This window comes from Paeniglutamicibacter sp. ORCA_105, assembly GCF_045798545.1.
Classification (GTDB): Bacteria; Actinomycetota; Actinomycetes; order Actinomycetales; family Micrococcaceae; genus Paeniglutamicibacter; species Paeniglutamicibacter sulfureus.
This window is the reverse complement of the sequence record NZ_JBIXLM010000002.1, coordinates 67,970-84,672: the sequence shown is the minus strand read 5'-3', so window position 1 is coordinate 84,672 and position 16,703 is coordinate 67,970. Positions and strand designations below refer to the sequence as shown.

The following is a 16,703-nucleotide window of genomic DNA, read 5'->3' as shown; positions in this document are numbered from 1 at the left end:
TATCTTAGGGATATGAACGCTGCGACAAATCCCGAAGTCACCATCGACATGCTTGCCGGCGCCCCGGACCCGGGCGTGCTCTCCGCGCTGCACCTGCTGGTGGCCGCCGGGGAGGAAGCCGACGGCAACCCTCCGCTGAGCGAACAGACCCTCCTCGAATTGCGCAGCGCCCCCGAATCGGCGTCCCTGCTGGGGGCCTACGCCTACCTCCAGGACGGGTCCGACACGTCCTCCAGCGAACTGGTGGGAGCCGCCGTCGCGGTGCTCGGCGATGCCGGCGCGCCGGGGACCCTGGAAATGGTCGTGCACCCCGCCTTCCGCGACTCGGGCATCGCCGGCGCGCTGCTCACGGCCCTGGCCGGCAAGACCGAGCTGGGCAGGCTGCGCGCCTGGGCCCACGGGAACCACGAGGCCGCGGCCAAGCTGGCCGAGCGCTTTGGCTTCATTCCGGTGCGCGAGCTGTGGCGCATGCGCATGGTCACCGGCACCCAGGTGCCCGCCCCGGTGGTCCCGGCCGGCATTTCCATCCGCGCCTTCGACCCGGAGACCGACGCCGAGGGCTGGGTGGCGGCGAATGCAGCGGCCTTCGCGCACCACGCCGAACAGGGTGCGATGACCCGCCACGACCTGGCCGCGCGCATGGAGGAGGACTGGTTCGATCCGGCAGGCTTCCTGCTGGCCGTCGATGCCACCGGCAGGATCCTGGGCTTCCACTGGACCAAGGTGCACCCCGCGGTGTCCTCCCCCACCACCGGGAAGCACCAGGCCATCGGCGAGATCTACGTCGTGGGAGTGATCCCCGAGGCGCAGGGCACCGGGCTGGGCAAGGTGCTCACCCTGGCAGGCATCGACCACCTCAATTCCCTGGGCCTGGATGCGCTGATGCTCTACGTGGATGCCGACAACACCGCTGCCGTCTCGCTCTACCGGAAACTGGGCTTCACCAAGTGGGATGTCGACGTCATGTACGCACCGGTTTCGGTAAGGTAGACAGTGACGCAAGGCCGCGTGCCCATCCGGCTCGCCGTGGGCACGCGACATCTCCACCCTCATCCACGCTAGGGGCAACAGCCATGGATCCGTACCCAGTCACCTCCGCATTGGGCATCACCGATGTCCCGGCGGCCCGGGCCACCCAGGACCGGATCGAGCTGCCCGACTTCGAGCCCTCCCCGATCCCCGAGGGCGACTTCGCCCACGACAGGTTCCTTGACCGCGAGCTGAGCTGGCTGCACTTCAACGCCCGCGTGCTGGAGTTGGCCGAGGATCCCGAAATGCAGCTGCTGGAACGGGTCAACTTCCTCTCGATCTTCTCCTCGAACCTCGACGAGTTCTTCATGGTGCGCGTCGCCGGCCTCAAACGCCGCATCGCCACCGGCCTTGCCGTGCCCTCCGCCACGGGAACCAGCCCCATCGACCAGTTGGAGCTGCTGCTGTCCGACGCGCACGCCCTGCAGCTGCGCCACGCCCAGGTCTTCGCCGAGCAGGTCCGCCCCGCCCTGGAAAAGGAGCAGATCCTGCTGGTGGGCTGGAAGGAACTCGACGAACGCGCCCGCGAGGAGCTGCGCCGCTGGTTCATCGACCAGGTCTTCCCGATCCTCACCCCGCTGGCCGTCGACCCGGCGCACCCCTTCCCCTACATTTCCGGACTCTCGCTGAACCTTGCAGTGGTGGTCCGCAACCCGGTGTCCGGCAAGGAGCTCTTTGCCAGGTTGAAGGTGCCCGACGTGATGCCGCGGCTGATTTCGGTGGATGGCCCGCGCGCCGGCAACTCCGCGGGCAGGGTCGCGCGCTTCATCTCGCTCGAGAACGTGATCGCCGTGCACCTGGACTACCTGTTCCCGGGCATGGACATCGTCGAGCACCATTTCTTCCGCGTCACCCGCAACGAGGACCTCGAGGTGGAGGAGGACGACGCGGAGAACCTGCTCCAGGCCCTGGAGAAGGAGCTGCTTCGCCGCCGCTTCGGTCCCCCGGTGCGCCTGGAGGTCGTGGAGGACATATCCCCGAACATCCGTGCCCTGCTGGTGCGCGAGCTGGGCATCGAGGAGGACGAGGTCTTCGCGCTGCCCGCGCCGCTGGATTTGCGCGGGCTCGGGGTGATCGCGAACATCGACCGCTCCGACCTGCACTACCCCAAGCAGCTGGCCCACACCTCGCGCTTCCTCAACGAGTCCGAGACCTCCAAGGCAGCCAACGTGTTTGCCGCGATGCGCCGCCGCGACATCCTGCTGCACCACCCCTACGACTCCTTCTCCACCTCCGTGCAGGCCTTCCTGGAGCAGGCCGCGGCCGACCCCAAGGTCATGGCGATCAAGCAGACGCTGTACCGCACCAGCGGCGATTCGCCGATCGTGGATGCGCTCATCGATGCAGCGGAGGCCGGCAAGCAGGTCCTGGCGCTGGTGGAGATCAAGGCCAGGTTCGACGAGCAGGCCAACATCTCCTGGGCGCGGAAGCTCGAGCAGGCCGGCGTGCACGTGGTCTACGGGATCGTGGGCCTGAAGACCCACTCCAAGCTCTCCCTGGTGATCCGCCGCGAGGGCGACAAGCTGCGCCGCTACTGCCACATCGGCACCGGCAACTACCACCCGCGCACCGCCCGCTACTACGAGGACCTGGGCCTGCTCACCTCCGACGACGCGGTCGGCGAGGACCTCTCGCGCCTGTTCAACCAGCTCTCGGGCTACGCCCCGCGCTCGACGTTCCGGCGCCTGTTGGTGGCCCCGCGTTCGCTGCGCAGCGGGTTGATCGACAAGATCGAATCCGAGATCGCCAACCGCAAGGCCGGGCTGGCCGCGCGCGTGGTGATCAAGGTGAACTCGATGGTCGACGAGGCCATCATCGACGCGCTCTACCGCGCCTCCCAGGCCGGGGTGCAGGTGGACGTGATCGTCCGCGGGATCTGCGCCCTGCGCCCGGGGGTTCCGGGACTGAGCGAAAACATCCGCGTGCGCTCGATCCTGGGCCGGTTCCTGGAGCACAGCCGTGTGTTCATGTTCTCCAACGCCGGGGAACCGATCATCTACATCGGCTCCGCGGACATGATGCACCGCAACCTGGACCGCCGCGTCGAGGCGCTGGTGTCGCTGAGCAGCCGCGAGGACATCAACGACCTGGTGCTGCTCCTTGACCGCTACATGGATCCACGCACCGCCAGCTGGCACCTGGATTCCGACGGCGAATGGACCAGGCACCACAAGGACGAGGACGGGGCCCCGCTGGCCGACATCCAGTCCTGGCTCATTGAATCGCGTGCCCGCCAGCGCACCGTGGTCAGGCGCTAAGGGCGTGCATTTCGTGCGTTCAAGCGATGCGGCCGAAATCCGCGAAGGTCAATTTGCCGTGCGTGCCGCCGGGGCCCTGGTCTGGCGCGTCGTTGCCGGCGAGCTTGAGGTCCTGATGATCCACCGCGACCGCTACGACGACTGGTCCTGGCCCAAGGGCAAGCTCGACGACGGGGAGACCATGCCCGAGTGCGCCACCCGGGAGGTCTTCGAGGAGGTCGGCCTGGATGTCCAACTGGGCATTCCGCTGCCCGCCATGACCTACCCGGTCGGTGCCGGAAACAAGGTTGTCTACTACTGGGCGGCAAAGTCCCCCGGCACCCGTCCGGTCCCGGACGGGAAGGAAACCGACGCGGTGCGCTGGGCCACGCCCAAGGTTGCGCGCCAGTGGATCACCAACCCCGGGGACCTGGGTCCGCTCGAGGGATTGGTCCAGGCCCACGACAACGGCACGCTGGAAACCCGCCCGTTCGTGGTGGTGCGGCATGCCAAGGCGAAGCCTCGCTCCAACTGGACCCGCGAGGAAGGCAAACGCCCGCTGGCGGCCACCGGCCGGCGGCAGGCACTGGCCGTGGCCAGGCTGCTGGATTCCTGGCGTCCGGCCAAGGTGGCATCGAGCCCCTGGACACGCTGCGTGCAGACGGTTGCCCCCTACCTGCAGCAGCACCGGTTCACCCTCAAGCTGCTCGCATCGGTCACCGAGTACGAGGCCACGCGTCGCCCGGCCAAGGCGCAGCGCACCGTGGCCAAACTGCTGGACAGGCGCCGGTCCCAGGCGCTGTGCACGCACCGCCCGGTGCTGCCGCTGGTGCTCGCCGAACTCCGTACGCGCATGAATGGCGAGCTGACGCCCTTCCTTCCCGCCGAGGACCCGTACCTTCGTCCCGGCGCCGTCATCGTGGTCCACCAACCGGCCTCTGGCAAGGGGAAACTTGTCTCGGTGGAAGTTTACGACGCGTTTGACGACTAGAGCCCACCCCTTCACGGTAGTCTCATAACTAGGCGCCCGTTTGGCGCGGCGCCGGTACGGTTTTCGAGCTTTGCTAAGGAGCGCATCATGGCCCAACAGGATCACGGCACCACCCAGGAAAAGATCGTGCACCAGGGGCTGCGGTTGGACCACGACGCGGACCGCGGACGCTACGGGCTCTGGCACGGAGCCACCTTCGTGGGCTTCCTGGGGTACCGGCTGGAGGACGGCGTCGCGACCTTGCAGCACACCATCATCAACGAGGAATACGGCCGCCGCGGCTATGCCCGGGCCCTGGTCACGCTGGTGCTGGAGCAGATGCGTGAACGCGGGCTGAAGATCGTTCCCGAGTGCACCTACGTGCAGGACTACCTGCGGCGCTACCCGGAGTACAACGACCTGCTCGCTTGAGCCCGAGGTGGCCACACGGCAACGATTCGACCAGCATCGGGCCATTGTGGAGCCGGGGACCTAAACTTTGTCTCAATGACTTGATACATTGAGACAAAGTTTGATCCCCCCAAGGAGACCCGGATGAGCGACGCGTTGACTTCCATCGGCTTCGGCCTGGCCGGCTCGGCCGCACTGATCTACGTGCTGCTGCGCTTCTTTGTGGCGAGCCCAAACGCCAAAAACACCACCGAGTCCATCTCGCGCCACGCGTTCTGGACGGCCCTGATCGCCTTCCTGGCGTCGGGAACTTCCGGCTTGGCCAACCTCTGGGCCAGCACGTCCCCCGGCACGCCCACAGACCCCGCGGCCCCCACCATGCTCATGCACGCCGCCGCCCCCGGGCTATGGCTCGGGCTGGTGTACATCCTGGGGCAATTCACCTGGCCCAGGCACCTGCGGCCGGTGCGCTCGGCATCCCTTCAGGTGCGCCGCGTCAGGGACGTCTTCCCGCGCTTCCTGGCAGGATTCCTGCTTCTGTGCACCGTTATCAGCACTGCGCTTCTCATCGTGGCCTGGAACGATCCGGGGGCCCCGAGCCGCATCGGCAGCGAGGAGACCCGCCAGGGCCCTGTCTACAACGGAGCGGAGGACAAGTATGGAAACCCGGTGGACGAGTTCGGGCACGTTGTTGACCTGGACAATCTGGAGGACTATTCCACCGGGGACGAGGCGAAGCCCGGGCAACCCTATGTCTCGGGCGTTGCCGGGGTTCGTCCCGGTTCCGAGGTCGGACCATACCTGCTCGGCGGGCTCGGACTGGTGCTCCTGGGCACCCTTGGCGCCGCCGCTGTGGTGGTGCGTCGCCCGCCGCTGGATTCCCTGGACGCGCATGACAATGCGGTCCTGCGCTCCATCTGGATCAACCGGTTACTGCGGACCGCCATCCTCGTCGTCTCCGGATTCGGTGCGGCGGCCCTGAACTACCTGGCCGATGGAATCCGGGCACGCGGCGAGTTGGCCATGCCACTCGGGGATCCCGGAGTCGGATTCGACTCGACCGCCCAGGACCGGGCCAACGTCCTGTCCGGAACCGGTTTCCTGTGCATGTTGCTGGTCGTCGTGGTGATTCTGGCCTGGGCGCCGCCGCGGCTCGCCGAACCTTCCGCATCCGTCCAGGCGGTGGCCGGAACACCCTCGGGCACCTTCGCCAAGGCCCGCGACTTCCTGCTGTTGACCCAATTCGTTTCCCTCGTCCCGGTGTTGGCCATTGTGCTGTTCGCCGGAGTGGGCGCCAGCCCCGTTGTCACCACGGCGGAAGACGGCATGCGGACCTATTCGTTCACGGCCCTCGCACCTACCCGGCTGGAGGCACTAGGCTCCCTGTCGCTGGCCTTGCTGGCGGCTTCCGGCATCTACCTCGTCTTGAACCTCGCAGCCTCGAGGATCATCATCCGCCGGCTGGGGCAGGATCCCGTCCACGCCGAACCACGACGACATCTGTTGCCGGTATGGTTCCTGGTGGTGGTTTCCATGTCGGTGACAGCGGCCATCGCAACCATCACGACCTTTGTCCTCGCCGCCCCGGCGGCAACACGGGTCGCCGCATGGTGGATGGCCGGCATTCTGGCCGTGGTGGCCGCCCTGGGCTGGACGCTTCAAGGCACTGCAGCTCGCCGCCGCCCGCTGCACGGGGCCAGCACCATCGAGGACACCAAGATCCGCATCATCCTGGCCCATCGCGGGATGCGGCTACTCGGTGGCGTGTCGCTGCTCGTTGCCTCCATCCTGGGCGACCCCACCTATTGGACCCCTGGCGGCGCCGGTTATGGGGAGTCAATGTACGTGTCCCAAGAACCATCGGGATTCCAACTCTCCACCTTGGTCCTGGGCCTTCTGCTATGCCTGCTGCCGGCCGCCACGGCCTACCCGGCGCAGCGACACAGCCCACAAACCCCTAGCATGAGCAGCCAGTGAGCACGCTGATCACCGTCGACCTTCGCGACGCCACTCCCCCGTTTGAACAGATCCGTGCCCAAATCGCCTCGCTGATTGCCGTTGGCCACCTGGCGGACGGGACACGGCTGCCGACGGTGCGCGCCCTGGCCGGCGACCTAGGCGTGGCCACCGGAACCGTGGCACGGGCCTACAAGGAGCTCGAGGCCCACGGCCTTGTCGAGAGCCGGCGGCGGCTGGGGACCGTGGTGACCAGCCCCGCCGCGCGCCCGGCCACCGCGCCGGAGCAGCGTGTCCATTCCCTGATGGACGAGCTCATCGCCACCGCCCGGCAAAGCGGGATCGACGACGCCGCCCTACTCTCCCTGTTCCAGGGCAAGCTGCGCTCCGGCGCATAGGACCGGCGCGACCCTTGGTTGTGCTGCCCAGTTGGGAAAAGCCGGTGCCAACCGGGCGTCAAAGGGCGTTGCGAACCGCGACTTCCACGTGCGATATCTGCGTGGGTGGCTTGCCTCGAGGAAGAACTACGCACCATTCTGCAAGGACTCGTTCCGACGCCGTCGATGGCAACGGCTGGGGCTGGCAACTTCCGGATCCCTGGCTTGTGGCGTGTCGGAGCGAAAGCCGAATGTAACGTCCCGGACGATGGGGTCGATTCAGGTGTCGGTCTTTTTCAGTTCCTCGGCAAGCATCACGAGGATTCCGCTGGGGCCACGGAGGTACGTGAGCTTGTACACGTCCTGATAGGTCGCCACTCCGCGTAGCGGATGGCACCCGTGCTTTGCTGCCACCTCGAGGGCCTTGTCCATGTCGTCCACCGAGAAGGCCACGCGGTGCATGCCGATGTCGTTGGGACGTGTCGGGTTCGACTCGATCGCCTTGGGATGGATGTATTCGAAGAGTTCGAGGCGACCATGACCGTCCGGGGTCTGGAGCATCGCGATGTTGGCGTGGTTTCCGTCAAGGCCGACAGCGGTGTCGGTCCATTCGCCGCTGACCGTGTCGCGTCCGATGACCGTGAGGCCGAGATCGGTGAAAAAGGCGATTGCCTCTTCGAGGTCGCGAACGGCGATTCCGACGTTCTCAAGTTTGATGGCCATGCGATGAAAGCTACCAAGGCGGCGAGAGTAACACCAGAGGCGAGGCTCCACCGGCTGTCCGTCGGCCGATCGCCTGAGCGGGCCGTGAAGTGGTGGCTGATCACCATAGGGTGTTCCATGCGAAGTGTGGATTGGCCGCCCTTGGACGGGACGGGACGCCCACCCACGCCGACGCGCCCGCGAGCCGGGAATCACATCAAGGCACCGGCCCGCGTACCGACGCCGGTTCAAACCGGCCCCGGCACGTGCCGAGCCCCTGTGGGCGCCTATCGGATACTGGCTTCCGCGGCACTTCTCCCGTCACCGTCTAGACTGAACCAGTGAAGATTCAAACCCCCTACGAAGATTTGCTCCGGGACGTCCTGGCCAACGGCACCGCCAAGGGCGACCGCACCGGCACCGGAACCTCAAGTGTTTTCGGCCGCCAGATGCGCTTTGACCTCGCCAAATCCTTCCCGCTGATCACCACCAAGCGCGTGCATTTCAAGTCCGTGGCAGTGGAGCTTTTGTGGTTCCTGCGCGGGGATTCGAACACGTCCTACCTGCGCGAGAACGGCGTGAAGATCTGGGACGAGTGGGCCGACGAAAACGGCGAGCTGGGCCCGGTCTACGGCGTCCAGTGGCGCTCCTGGCCCACGGCCGACGGACGCCACATCGACCAGATCTCCCAGGTCATGGACTCGCTGCGCGCCAACCCGGACTCGCGCCGGCATATCATCTCCGCCTGGAACGTTGCCGAGATCGAGAACATGGCACTGCCGCCCTGCCACGCGTTCTTCCAGTTCTACGTGGCCGACGGCAAGCTCTCCTGCCAGCTCTACCAGCGCAGTGCCGACATGTTCCTGGGCGTTCCCTTCAACATCGCCTCCTACGCGCTGCTGACCTGCATGATGGCCGACCAGCTTGGACTGGAACCCGGCGAGTTCGTGTGGACCGGCGGAGACACCCACATCTACGACAACCACGTGGAGCAGGTCACCGAGCAGCTGACCCGCGAGCCCTACCCGTACCCGCGCCTGCGCATCACGCGCACCCCCGATTCAATCTTCGACTACGGACTCGACGACTTCGTGATCGAGGACTACCAACACCACCCGACGATTAAGGCCCCCATCGCCGTATGAGCAACACGAACCAGAGCGCCGGACACCGCGCCGAAACCACCACAAGCGAGCGCATCGGCATGATCTGGGCCGAGGCCGCTGACGGCATCATCGGAGCCGGCGGCACCATGCCGTGGTCCCTGCCCGAGGACCTGGCCCACTTCAAGCGCACCACCAACGGCCACCCGGTGATCATGGGACGCAAGACCTGGGAGTCCTTCCCGGAGAAGTTCCGCCCGTTGCCCGGGCGCACCAACATCGTGATCACCCGTGATGCATCCCGCCATGGCGCACTGCGCGCCGCCGGCGCGGTTCCCGTTGGCTCCACCGACCAGGCCCTGAAGGCAGCGCGGGCTGCCGAAGGCGCGGAGGAAATCTGGGTTATCGGCGGCGGAGAGATCTACGCCGCGCTCACCGATGGTGCCCACCTGGCCGTCAAGACCGTCATCAATGCCAGCCCCAAGGGCGACACCAAGGCCCCGGCCCTGGACTCTGCATGGACGAAGCTGCTTTCGGATCCCGATTCCGGATGGCTGACAGCTGCCAACGGCACCGAATACCGCGTCGAGGCGTGGGAGCGGAAGTCATGAAGGAAGCCCTCAAGGCACTGAAGACCAACCCCGAGGCGCTCTTTGTGCTCGGGTACATGCTCTTTCCGCTCTTCGCCCTCATTTTTGCCGGGCTGGGCCTTTTCATGGTCCTCACGGGATCGAAGATCATGGGCCTGATCCTGCTGCTGGTATTCACCCAGGTCTTTGCCTTCGGCTCCCTCAAACTGGTGGGCATGCGCAAGGCCCTGCTGGCCGACGGCAACAAATAGCACGACCACGCGACCGGCCCGCCGATCCGCGTACAGCTGGGGCGCCCCTCCATGGGTTCATTCCGTGGGGCGGCACCCTACATTAACACCTGCGCCGATTGGCATTGGTACGTAACCGACTCCTCCCGTGGGGTTGTTACCCCTTAAGCTGGAACCATGACTTCATCCGTTGGCTTTGTCGGTTACCGCGGCATGGTTGGCTCCGTCCTGATGCAACGCATGCAGGACGAGGGCGACTTCGCGAATCTCGACCCCGTATTCTTTTCCACGTCCAACGCGGGCGGTGCAGCCCCGGCTTTTGCCGACGGCGCACCCGCGCTGCAGGACGCCTATGACATCGACACCCTGGCCAAGTTGCCAATCATCGTCACCGCCCAGGGCGGGGACTACACCCAGAAGGTCCACGCTTCGCTGCGCTCGCGCGGCTGGGACGGGCTGTGGATCGACGCCGCCTCCACGCTGCGCATGAACGACGATTCGGTGATCGTGCTTGATCCGATCAACCGCAACGTCATCGACGCGTCGCTGGCTTCCGGCACCAAGGACTTTGTGGGCGGCAACTGCACCGTCTCCTGCATGCTGATGGGCCTGGGCGGACTTTTCAAGAACGGTCTGGTCGAGTGGAGCACCTCCATGACCTACCAGGCTGCTTCCGGCGGCGGCGCCCGCCACATGCGCGAACTGCTGACCCAGTTCGGCGACATCAACAGCCACGTCGCCACCGAACTCGACGACCCGGCCTCGGCAATCCTGGAGATCGACAGGAAGGTCCTCGCAGCCCAGCGCGGCGGCTTGGACGCCACCCAGTTCGGTGTCCCGCTGGCAGGCTCGCTGATCCCGTGGATCGACGCGGACCTGGGCAACGGCCAGTCCAAGGAAGAGTGGAAGGCCGGGGTCGAAACCAACAAGATCCTGGGCAACACCGAGGCCAACAAGGTCGTCGTGGACGGCTTGTGCGTCCGCATCGGCGCCATGCGCTCGCACTCACAGGCATTGACCCTCAAACTCACCGAGGATCTGTCGGTGGCCGAGATCGAGAAGCTGCTGTCCGAGGACAACGAGTGGGCCACGGTCGTGCCCAACACCAAGGAAGCCACCGTTGACGCGCTGACCCCCGTCGCCGCTTCCGGCACCCTGGACATCCCGGTGGGACGCATCCGCAAGCTGGAAATGGGCCCGGAGTACATCTCCGCGTTCACCGTGGGCGACCAGTTGCTCTGGGGCGCCGCGGAACCACTGCGCCGCATGCTGGCCATCGCCCAGGGCCGCCTCTAACCAAGGCGTCCTCCGGCGGCACGAAGACCCAAGGCCGGTCGTTGTCCCCGTTCCCCCGCTTGAGGGGCCGGGGGCGGCGGCCGGCCTTTTCGCTGCCCGCCGGGCGCCTCAGTTCTCCCGGAACTCCAGGTAGGCGTCCAAGCGGGCGGCAATCTGCCGGGCGCGGCCTTCCCCGGGCTCCGGCCCGAAGGGGACAAAACGCCCGGTGCGCGCCTTGCCGGCACCGGCCAGCTCCCACGTGGCGATGATCTGCCCGCCGACGGCCACGGTGCGCAGGAAGATCCCGTTCTTCCCCGGCGTCACCACCTGCGCGTGTTCCTCCGGCAGGGTCACCGAGCGGTCCCGGTAACCGAGCAGGAACTCGTCGAACCCGGGCAGCGCGAGAACGCTGCGTGCCCCCGGCGGATGCTCCCAGCGTTCCCGGTGCTGATCGGCAAAATGAAAGGTGTCCCCGCCCAGCTCCGCACGGACCAGCACCGGGTCCAGCGCCGCCACGGCGGCACGCACCGGGGTCAGGGGCAGGCCGAGCCACCACGCGCAGTCGGCAACGGTCGCGGGGCCATGGGATTCGAAGTAGCCGCGCACCAGCATCGCCAGTGCCCCATCGGCGTCGGGATGTGGTCCTGTCTCCGGAAGCCAGGACCCGGCGGCCATGAACAACTGCCGGGTCTCGCTTCCGGGTTCCATGGGGCCCTGGACGATGACCCCGCGCAGGCTCACGGCCACGATCAGGTGGTAGCCGCGCTGCCCCTCGATGCTCGATCCGGCATCCTCGAAGGCACGGAGCAATTCGGCGCGCGTGGCGCCGGTCCCTGCGCAGCGCTCACGGGCCACATCGGCCAACCTGCCGATCTCGGCCTCGGTGATGTCTTCCTGTGCCCTGGTGCCTGCCATCTTGGCGTTCATCCGCTGCGCGGTCACGGCCAGCAGCGCACCGTGCAGCCGCGGATCGATGAGCATCAGTGTGCCGCGTGCACCCCAGCACCGGATCACCGACCCGTCGGCCAGGGCCGCATGGATCGCACCGAGCCCGGTGCCGGGCAGGCGGACCCCCACGCCCCAGCAGGCCTGGGGCAGGTCCTGGGCCTGCATCATGCCCAGCGCGGCGACCACGTCCGCCGGCGTGGTTGCCGGGGCCGGCAGGGTCGCGGCCGGTATCCCGGGCAGCAGCCCCTGGGCGGCCAGGCGCAGGCGCGCGACGGCGTTGCGTTGCACAAGGGTGAGGTGGTGCGGTTGGGTTGCCATGGTGAACCCAACGATTCCCTACAGGGAGCAGCCGATCAAGAGCGGTTCGTTGTGCAGCTCGATGCCGAAGCGCGCCAGCACCCCGGCGCGGACCGCGCGGGCGATGGCCAGCACGTCGGCGCTGGATGCGTTCCCGCGGTTGGTGATGGCCAGGGTGTGCTTGGTTGACAGGGCCGCCCGGCCGCCGGCCAGCTGCTCCCCGTCGGTGCCCTCCAGTCCGAAGCCCTTGGCGAATCCGGCGTTGTCGATGAGCCAGGCCGCCGAGAGCTTGACCATGCCAGGGGTGTCCACCGGGAAGTTCGGGGCTCCTTCGGGCAGCGAGTCGAGCACCGCGGCCGGCACGATCGGGTTGGTGAAGAAGGAGCCGGTGGAGAAGGTGTCGCGGTCCGCGGCGTCCAGCACCATGCCCTTGGAGGCACGCAGTTCCAGGACCGTGGCGCGCACCGCGGCGGCATCGGCGCGTTCGCCCACCGCGACGCCCAGGGTGCGGGCCAGCTCCTTGTAGCGGATCGGCGCGGAGTCACCCCGGCGTTCCAGCGCGAAGGTCACCGAGAGCACCACAAATGCGGGCGAGCCGTTGACGGTGGTGCGCTTGAGCAGCGAGTCGCGGTAGCCGAACCCCAACCCGGCATTCCCGAAGTGGCTGGTGGTGCCGGTGGCGCGCTCGTAGAACTTGGCCTCGAGCAGCGTGTGGGCGACCTCGGATCCGTACGCGCCGACGTTCTGCACCGGGGTGGCCCCGGCCGATCCGGGGATCCCGGACAGGGCCTCGAGCCCCGAGAGCCCGGCGGCCAGGGTCTGGGCGACGGCGTCGTCCCACGGGTGCCCGGCGGCGATGTCCACGCGGATGCGCCCGTCGGAGAGCTCCTTGCCGATCGAGACCCCCTGGTTGGCGATCTGCAGCACCGTGCCCCGATACCCGGCGTCGTCGATGAGCAGGTTTGAGCCGCCGGCAATGATCAGCACCTCTTCCCCTGCCGCGTCAGCGGCGGAGAGCGCGGCGGTGATCCGCGCCTCGGTGTCCGCACGGACGAAGGTGCCGGCGGGGCCGCCGACGCCGGTGGTGGTCAGGGGTGCGAGCAGCTGGGTGTTCACGGTGGTTTGCGCCTTAGTGTTCGGTGGTGGTGGTTGCGGGTGCCGCCACGGTGGCGGCCCTGCGGGGACCGGCGGCCGGGGCCAGGAAGAAGGAGATGACCACGAGGATGCCCACGTAGCCCAGGGCGTGCAGCAGCCCGATGCGGTCCGCCAGCAGGCCCAGCAGCGGCGGGCCGCCCAGGAAGGCGCCGTAGCCGATGGTGGAGACCACCGAGACCCGGGCCGCGGCGCGCATCGGGTCATCCGATGCCGCGGTCATGGCCACCGGGAAGCTCAGCGCCACCCCCAGGCCCCAGAAGACCAGGGCCGCGAAGGCCGTGTGCAGGGAAGGGCCGAGGACGAAGAGCAGCAGGCCGGCCAGGGTGGAAGCAGCGGAGATCCGGATGACCACCACGCGCCCGAGCCGGGCCAGGACGAACCCGCCGCCGAGGCGGGCCAGGGTCATCGCGGTGACGAAGACCCCGTAGCCGATGGCGCCCACGGAGTTGATGGCCCCGTAGCCGTCGGACAGGGCCAGGGCGACCCAGTCCCCCGCGGCACCCTCGGCCAGCGCCATGCCGAGGACCAGCACGCCGAGCACCAGCGTGCGCGGTTCGCGCCAGGCGTCGGCCAGCAGCGACCTGTTGGAGTGCCCGCTGCCGGCGTTGGTGGCGTCGGGCCTAAAGGCCTTGGTGCCGGTGAAGATGATGGCCAACACGGCCGCGGACATGGCCGCGAAGTGCCAGGAAATGGACAGCTGCAGCGCCGCTCCCAGTGCCCCGGCCGCGGCTCCCAGCACGGTGCCCACGGAGAAGAAGCCGTGCAGCACCGGCATGATCGGCACGCCCAGGGCCCGTTCCATGGCGGCTCCCTGCACGTTGGAGGAAACGTTCCAGGCGGCGTTGCCGGCGCCCAGGAGGCCCAGTGCCGTCCCGGTGAGCACCAGCGAGTGGAACCCGGCCGCCGCAACGCCCACCACGGCAAGCGCCACGGCGGTCAGCGAGGCGGCCAGCACCAGGGTCCGCTTGGAGCCCAGGCGCATGACCACGAACCCGGAGACCGAGACCGAGGCGAAGGAGCCGGCCGTCATGCACAGCAGCAGCAGGCCCACCTCCCCGTGGCTCAGCCCCAGCGCGTCGCGCACCGAGGGCAGCCGGGAGACCAGCGTGGCGAGCATCAGCCCGGAGGCCAGGTACAGCGCCAGCACGCCGTTGCGCCAGGGCCGGACCTCGGGGTTGCCCCGACGCCCGGCCGGGGCGGGCGATGCGGGTTGGGGTGCTGGTTTCAGAGTTGCACCACGGCCTGGGCCTTGACCAGCACCTTGGTGCCCTCGACGCTGACGGTCAGGTCAACGCGCGCGGTGCGGGCCTCGGCGTCCAGCGCACCGATGGCGCCGCTGATCTCGATGGCGGTGCCCTCGAAGTCCGACGGGTTGGACCCGTCCGGGTCTGCCACCGGGACCGGCTTGGTGAAGCGGGTCTGGTAGTCGATGACCGCCCCGGGGTTCCCCGCCCAGTCGGAAACCAGCTGGACGGCCGATCCCATGGTGAACATGCCGTGGGCGATGACCCCTGGCAGCCCGACCTCGGTGGCAAAGCGTTCGTTCCAGTGGATGGGGTTGAAGTCCCCCGAGGCCCCGGCGTAGCGCACCAGGTCGGCGCGGTTCACGCGGATGGTGGTGGTGCCGATGGGCTGGCCCTTTTCAAGGGTGTCAAAGTCGATCATTACTGGTCCTCTCCGCGTACCAGGAGCGAGGAAACGGTGGTGGCGACCCTTTCGCCGGCCGCCGTGGTGATTTCGGAGCGGGTGGTGATCATGGCCCCGCCACCCATGGCGCGCACGGTGTCCACGTGCAGTTCGGCCAGCAGCTCGTCGCCGGCGACGATCGGGCGGTGGTGGGTGAAGCGCTGGTCGGCGTGGACGACGCGGGAGAAGTCGATGCCGCTGGCGGGATCGGCGATGAGCTGGGCATCGGCCTGCTGCGCCACGATGATGGCGAAGGTCGGCGGGGCCAAAAGGTCCTTGTGGCCGAGTTTCGCCGCGGCGTCCAGGTCGTAGTGCGCCCGGTGGGTGGCCTTGACCGCTGCCGCGAATTCGCGGATCTTTTCGCGGCCCACCACGTAGGGGTCCTGGGCCGGGTAGATCCGGCCCGCCAGTTCGGGATTGATGCTCATCTGTTGTGCCGCTCCTGTGTGGGACGAATTGGGGCTTTGGTGACTGTGGGGGGACGCTAGGGGGTGTCCCGGGGTGCGCGCTTGTCGCGCTTGGGTCGCTTGGCCGGGACCAGCCCCTGCGACACGCGCCAGGCGCGGGCGTCGCGGGCCCGCACCACCAGCCCGATGACGTGGGTCACCAGTCCGATGCCGATGATGCCCAGTGCCGTGTACATCAGCGGGCGGTTGTCGGTGTTGGCCCCGATGATGGCCAGGATGATGCCCGTGCCGGAAACCGCCATCGATCCGAAGGTCAGCTTCTTGTAGAGTCCGGACGATGCTTCCCAGGGGGTATTGGTCATGAGTCAATCCTAATTCAGCACGGCAAATCGATTCAGAACAGGGCGCCTTGGACCGGCGGCGAATCGGTCACATGATCGCCCGGCACGAGCTTGCGCCCCTTGAGCAGTGCGGCGTTGGCGACGAAGATCTCCGGTTGCCCGCCCAGCCTCACGCCCAGGGCCTGGCCGCAAACCGCGGCGACCTCGAAGCCGTGGGCGGCTTCGCCCAGGAAACCGGGATACGGCTGCAGGTCCTGGGCGTCGAAGCCGGCAAGCAGGACCCGTCCCTGTTCCGGGGCGTTCCAGGTTTCCTCCGCGACGCGGGAGCCGGCCAGGATGCCCGGTGCGAGTCCGGCAACCAGTGCGCGAACCGTGGTGGCGGCCTCGTCGTTGAGCTCATCGAGGCGCCCGGTGGTGTCATGGTTTTCCAGCAGGCCGCGCACCTTGGAATTGGCACGCACCTGTTGGGTGAACCCGAGCTCTGCGCTCACCAGGTCCTCAAGGTGCCGCACGCTGGCCCCGTCGGGGCTCCAGGCAACGTAGCGGGCGGTGATCGCGCCCTGTTCGGCCAGGCGCCGCCACTTGCTGGGATCGGCCGCCGTGCCGACCTTCGTGGTCCCCGTGGCGAAGGTCGCCACATAGAGCCAGTGCGGCTGGTCCAGGTAGTCGCGCAGGCCCGCGCCGGCGCGGCCGCTGCGGTGGAAGTCGTGCATGGCCCGGGATTGGTCGGCGGCCTCGCAGGCCGCGCACTGGGTGCCGTTGGCGATCACCGCATCCTGCGGGCAGGGCACCAGCGTGCGGTGGTGCCGGTCCCGGATCAGCTGGTGGCCCAGGCACCAACGCCCGGGCAACACGGTGAAGCCCAGCCGCGTGCCCGGTTCCAGGGCGACATCGTGGCCGTGGTGCTCCGCGTCATCGAGCACCAGGCGCGGGTTGCCCGGGGTGGAGGGCCACCGGATGCCGCGGCAGAGCAAGGCAGCGCTCTCCAC

17 protein-coding genes and 1 pseudogene are annotated in these 16,703 nt (G+C 67.9%); 10 read left to right on the top strand and 8 right to left on the bottom strand.

Going from position 1 to position 16,703, the window contains the following annotated elements; translation table 11 throughout:
- The first annotated feature begins 12 nt into the window (after nucleotides 1–12).
- From mshD to ACIPUB_RS01465, 6 genes are all read left to right on the top strand, one after another.
- Entirely contained in the window at nucleotides 13–990 is a 978-nt protein-coding gene (gene mshD / locus ACIPUB_RS01490) for a mycothiol synthase (RefSeq protein ID WP_407605805.1), read from the top strand.
- Between the two features lie 83 nt (nucleotides 991–1,073).
- Nucleotides 1,074–3,287: an RNA degradosome polyphosphate kinase gene (locus tag ACIPUB_RS01485; protein ID WP_407605804.1), complete on the top strand. Its 2,214-nt coding sequence runs from the start codon at nucleotides 1,074–1,076 to the stop codon at nucleotides 3,285–3,287.
- 13 nt (nucleotides 3,288–3,300) lie between these two features.
- Entirely contained in the window at nucleotides 3,301–4,257 is a 957-nt protein-coding gene (locus tag ACIPUB_RS01480; RefSeq protein WP_407605803.1) for an NUDIX hydrolase, read from the top strand.
- Nucleotides 4,258–4,344: 87 nt separating this feature from the next.
- Nucleotides 4,345–4,668, top strand: coding sequence for a GNAT family N-acetyltransferase (locus ACIPUB_RS01475; protein WP_264270803.1), 324 nt, complete (start codon nucleotides 4,345–4,347; stop codon nucleotides 4,666–4,668).
- A gap of 123 nt (nucleotides 4,669–4,791) precedes the next feature.
- Nucleotides 4,792–6,624: a hypothetical protein gene (locus ACIPUB_RS01470; protein WP_407605802.1), complete on the top strand. Its 1,833-nt coding sequence runs from the start codon at nucleotides 4,792–4,794 to the stop codon at nucleotides 6,622–6,624.
- Entirely contained in the window at nucleotides 6,621–7,001 is a 381-nt protein-coding gene (locus ACIPUB_RS01465; RefSeq protein WP_407605801.1) for a GntR family transcriptional regulator, read from the top strand. The genes ACIPUB_RS01470 and ACIPUB_RS01465 overlap by 4 nt, the downstream gene beginning before the upstream one ends.
- A 258-nt stretch (nucleotides 7,002–7,259) precedes the next feature.
- Here the strand turns inward: ACIPUB_RS01465 and ACIPUB_RS01460 are convergent, their stop codons facing one another.
- Entirely contained in the window at nucleotides 7,260–7,703 is a 444-nt protein-coding gene (locus ACIPUB_RS01460; protein ID WP_407605800.1) for a VOC family protein, read from the bottom strand.
- 320 nt (nucleotides 7,704–8,023) lie between these two features.
- On the opposite strand from ACIPUB_RS01460, the gene ACIPUB_RS01455 reads away from it, so the two are divergent.
- The 4 genes from ACIPUB_RS01455 to asd all read left to right on the top strand — a co-directional run bounded on the left by ACIPUB_RS01455 (nucleotide 8,024) and on the right by asd (nucleotide 10,901).
- Entirely contained in the window at nucleotides 8,024–8,827 is an 804-nt protein-coding gene (locus ACIPUB_RS01455; RefSeq protein ID WP_407605799.1) for a thymidylate synthase, read from the top strand.
- Nucleotides 8,824–9,396 carry a dihydrofolate reductase gene (locus tag ACIPUB_RS01450; RefSeq protein ID WP_407605798.1) on the top strand — a complete coding sequence of 191 codons (573 nt, stop codon included), beginning with the start codon at nucleotides 8,824–8,826 and terminating at the stop codon, nucleotides 9,394–9,396. Before ACIPUB_RS01455 ends, ACIPUB_RS01450 begins: the two co-directional genes overlap by 4 nt.
- Nucleotides 9,393–9,626 carry an NF038396 family protein gene (locus tag ACIPUB_RS01445; protein WP_407605797.1) on the top strand — a complete coding sequence of 78 codons (234 nt, stop codon included), beginning with the start codon at nucleotides 9,393–9,395 and terminating at the stop codon, nucleotides 9,624–9,626. The genes ACIPUB_RS01450 and ACIPUB_RS01445 overlap by 4 nt, the downstream gene beginning before the upstream one ends.
- Before the next feature lie 156 nt (nucleotides 9,627–9,782).
- Nucleotides 9,783–10,901 carry an aspartate-semialdehyde dehydrogenase gene (gene asd / locus ACIPUB_RS01440; protein ID WP_407605796.1) on the top strand — a complete coding sequence of 373 codons (1,119 nt, stop codon included), beginning with the start codon at nucleotides 9,783–9,785 and terminating at the stop codon, nucleotides 10,899–10,901.
- Nucleotides 10,902–11,009: 108 nt separating this feature from the next.
- Here asd and ACIPUB_RS01435 read toward each other — a convergent pair whose 3' ends face one another.
- The 7 genes and pseudogenes from ACIPUB_RS01435 to ACIPUB_RS01405 all read right to left on the bottom strand — a co-directional run bounded on the left by ACIPUB_RS01435 (nucleotide 11,010) and on the right by ACIPUB_RS01405 (nucleotide 16,703).
- Nucleotides 11,010–12,146, bottom strand: a complete 1,137-nt coding sequence (locus ACIPUB_RS01435; RefSeq protein ID WP_407605795.1) for a winged helix DNA-binding domain-containing protein — start codon at nucleotides 12,144–12,146, stop codon at nucleotides 11,010–11,012.
- Between the two features lie 18 nt (nucleotides 12,147–12,164).
- Nucleotides 12,165–13,244 (bottom strand): annotated as a pseudogene (locus ACIPUB_RS01430) (UDP-N-acetylmuramate dehydrogenase); the annotation flags it as partial.
- A gap of 10 nt (nucleotides 13,245–13,254) precedes the next feature.
- On the bottom strand, nucleotides 13,255–14,427 hold the full coding sequence (locus tag ACIPUB_RS01425; RefSeq protein WP_407605794.1) for an MFS transporter: 1,173 nt from the start codon (nucleotides 14,425–14,427) through the stop codon (nucleotides 13,255–13,257).
- 77 nt (nucleotides 14,428–14,504) lie between these two features.
- The gene (locus tag ACIPUB_RS01420; protein WP_407605793.1) at nucleotides 14,505–14,945 is read right to left on the bottom strand and encodes a MaoC family dehydratase; all 441 of its coding nucleotides are present in this window, start codon (nucleotides 14,943–14,945) and stop codon (nucleotides 14,505–14,507) included.
- Nucleotides 14,945–15,394, bottom strand: coding sequence for a MaoC family dehydratase N-terminal domain-containing protein (locus tag ACIPUB_RS01415; protein ID WP_407605792.1), 450 nt, complete (start codon nucleotides 15,392–15,394; stop codon nucleotides 14,945–14,947). The genes ACIPUB_RS01420 and ACIPUB_RS01415 overlap by 1 nt, the downstream gene beginning before the upstream one ends.
- A gap of 56 nt (nucleotides 15,395–15,450) precedes the next feature.
- Entirely contained in the window at nucleotides 15,451–15,735 is a 285-nt protein-coding gene (locus ACIPUB_RS01410) for a hypothetical protein (protein WP_407605791.1), read from the bottom strand.
- A gap of 32 nt (nucleotides 15,736–15,767) precedes the next feature.
- Entirely contained in the window at nucleotides 15,768–16,703 is a 936-nt protein-coding gene (locus tag ACIPUB_RS01405) for a DUF2797 domain-containing protein (RefSeq protein WP_407605790.1), read from the bottom strand.

What these genes read in the sequence shown, in the direction of transcription:
- mshD (WP_407605805.1), top strand. Translation starts at nt 13, where the DNA reads ATGAACGCTGCGACAAATCCCGAAGTCACCATCGACATGCTTGCCGGC.
- ACIPUB_RS01485 (WP_407605804.1), top strand. Translation starts at nt 1,074, where the DNA reads ATGGATCCGTACCCAGTCACCTCCGCATTGGGCATCACCGATGTCCCG.
- ACIPUB_RS01475 (WP_264270803.1), top strand. Translation starts at nt 4,345, where the DNA reads ATGGCCCAACAGGATCACGGCACCACCCAGGAAAAGATCGTGCACCAG.
- ACIPUB_RS01470 (WP_407605802.1), top strand. Translation starts at nt 4,792, where the DNA reads ATGAGCGACGCGTTGACTTCCATCGGCTTCGGCCTGGCCGGCTCGGCC.
- ACIPUB_RS01460 (WP_407605800.1), bottom strand. Translation starts at nt 7,703, where the DNA reads ATGGCCATCAAACTTGAGAACGTCGGAATCGCCGTTCGCGACCTCGAA.
- ACIPUB_RS01450 (WP_407605798.1), top strand. Translation starts at nt 8,824, where the DNA reads ATGAGCAACACGAACCAGAGCGCCGGACACCGCGCCGAAACCACCACA.
- ACIPUB_RS01445 (WP_407605797.1), top strand. Translation starts at nt 9,393, where the DNA reads ATGAAGGAAGCCCTCAAGGCACTGAAGACCAACCCCGAGGCGCTCTTT.
- asd (WP_407605796.1), top strand. Translation starts at nt 9,783, where the DNA reads ATGACTTCATCCGTTGGCTTTGTCGGTTACCGCGGCATGGTTGGCTCC.
- ACIPUB_RS01435 (WP_407605795.1), bottom strand. Translation starts at nt 12,146, where the DNA reads ATGGCAACCCAACCGCACCACCTCACCCTTGTGCAACGCAACGCCGTC.
- ACIPUB_RS01420 (WP_407605793.1), bottom strand. Translation starts at nt 14,945, where the DNA reads ATGATCGACTTTGACACCCTTGAAAAGGGCCAGCCCATCGGCACCACC.
- ACIPUB_RS01415 (WP_407605792.1), bottom strand. Translation starts at nt 15,394, where the DNA reads ATGAGCATCAATCCCGAACTGGCGGGCCGGATCTACCCGGCCCAGGAC.
- ACIPUB_RS01410 (WP_407605791.1), bottom strand. Translation starts at nt 15,735, where the DNA reads ATGACCAATACCCCCTGGGAAGCATCGTCCGGACTCTACAAGAAGCTG.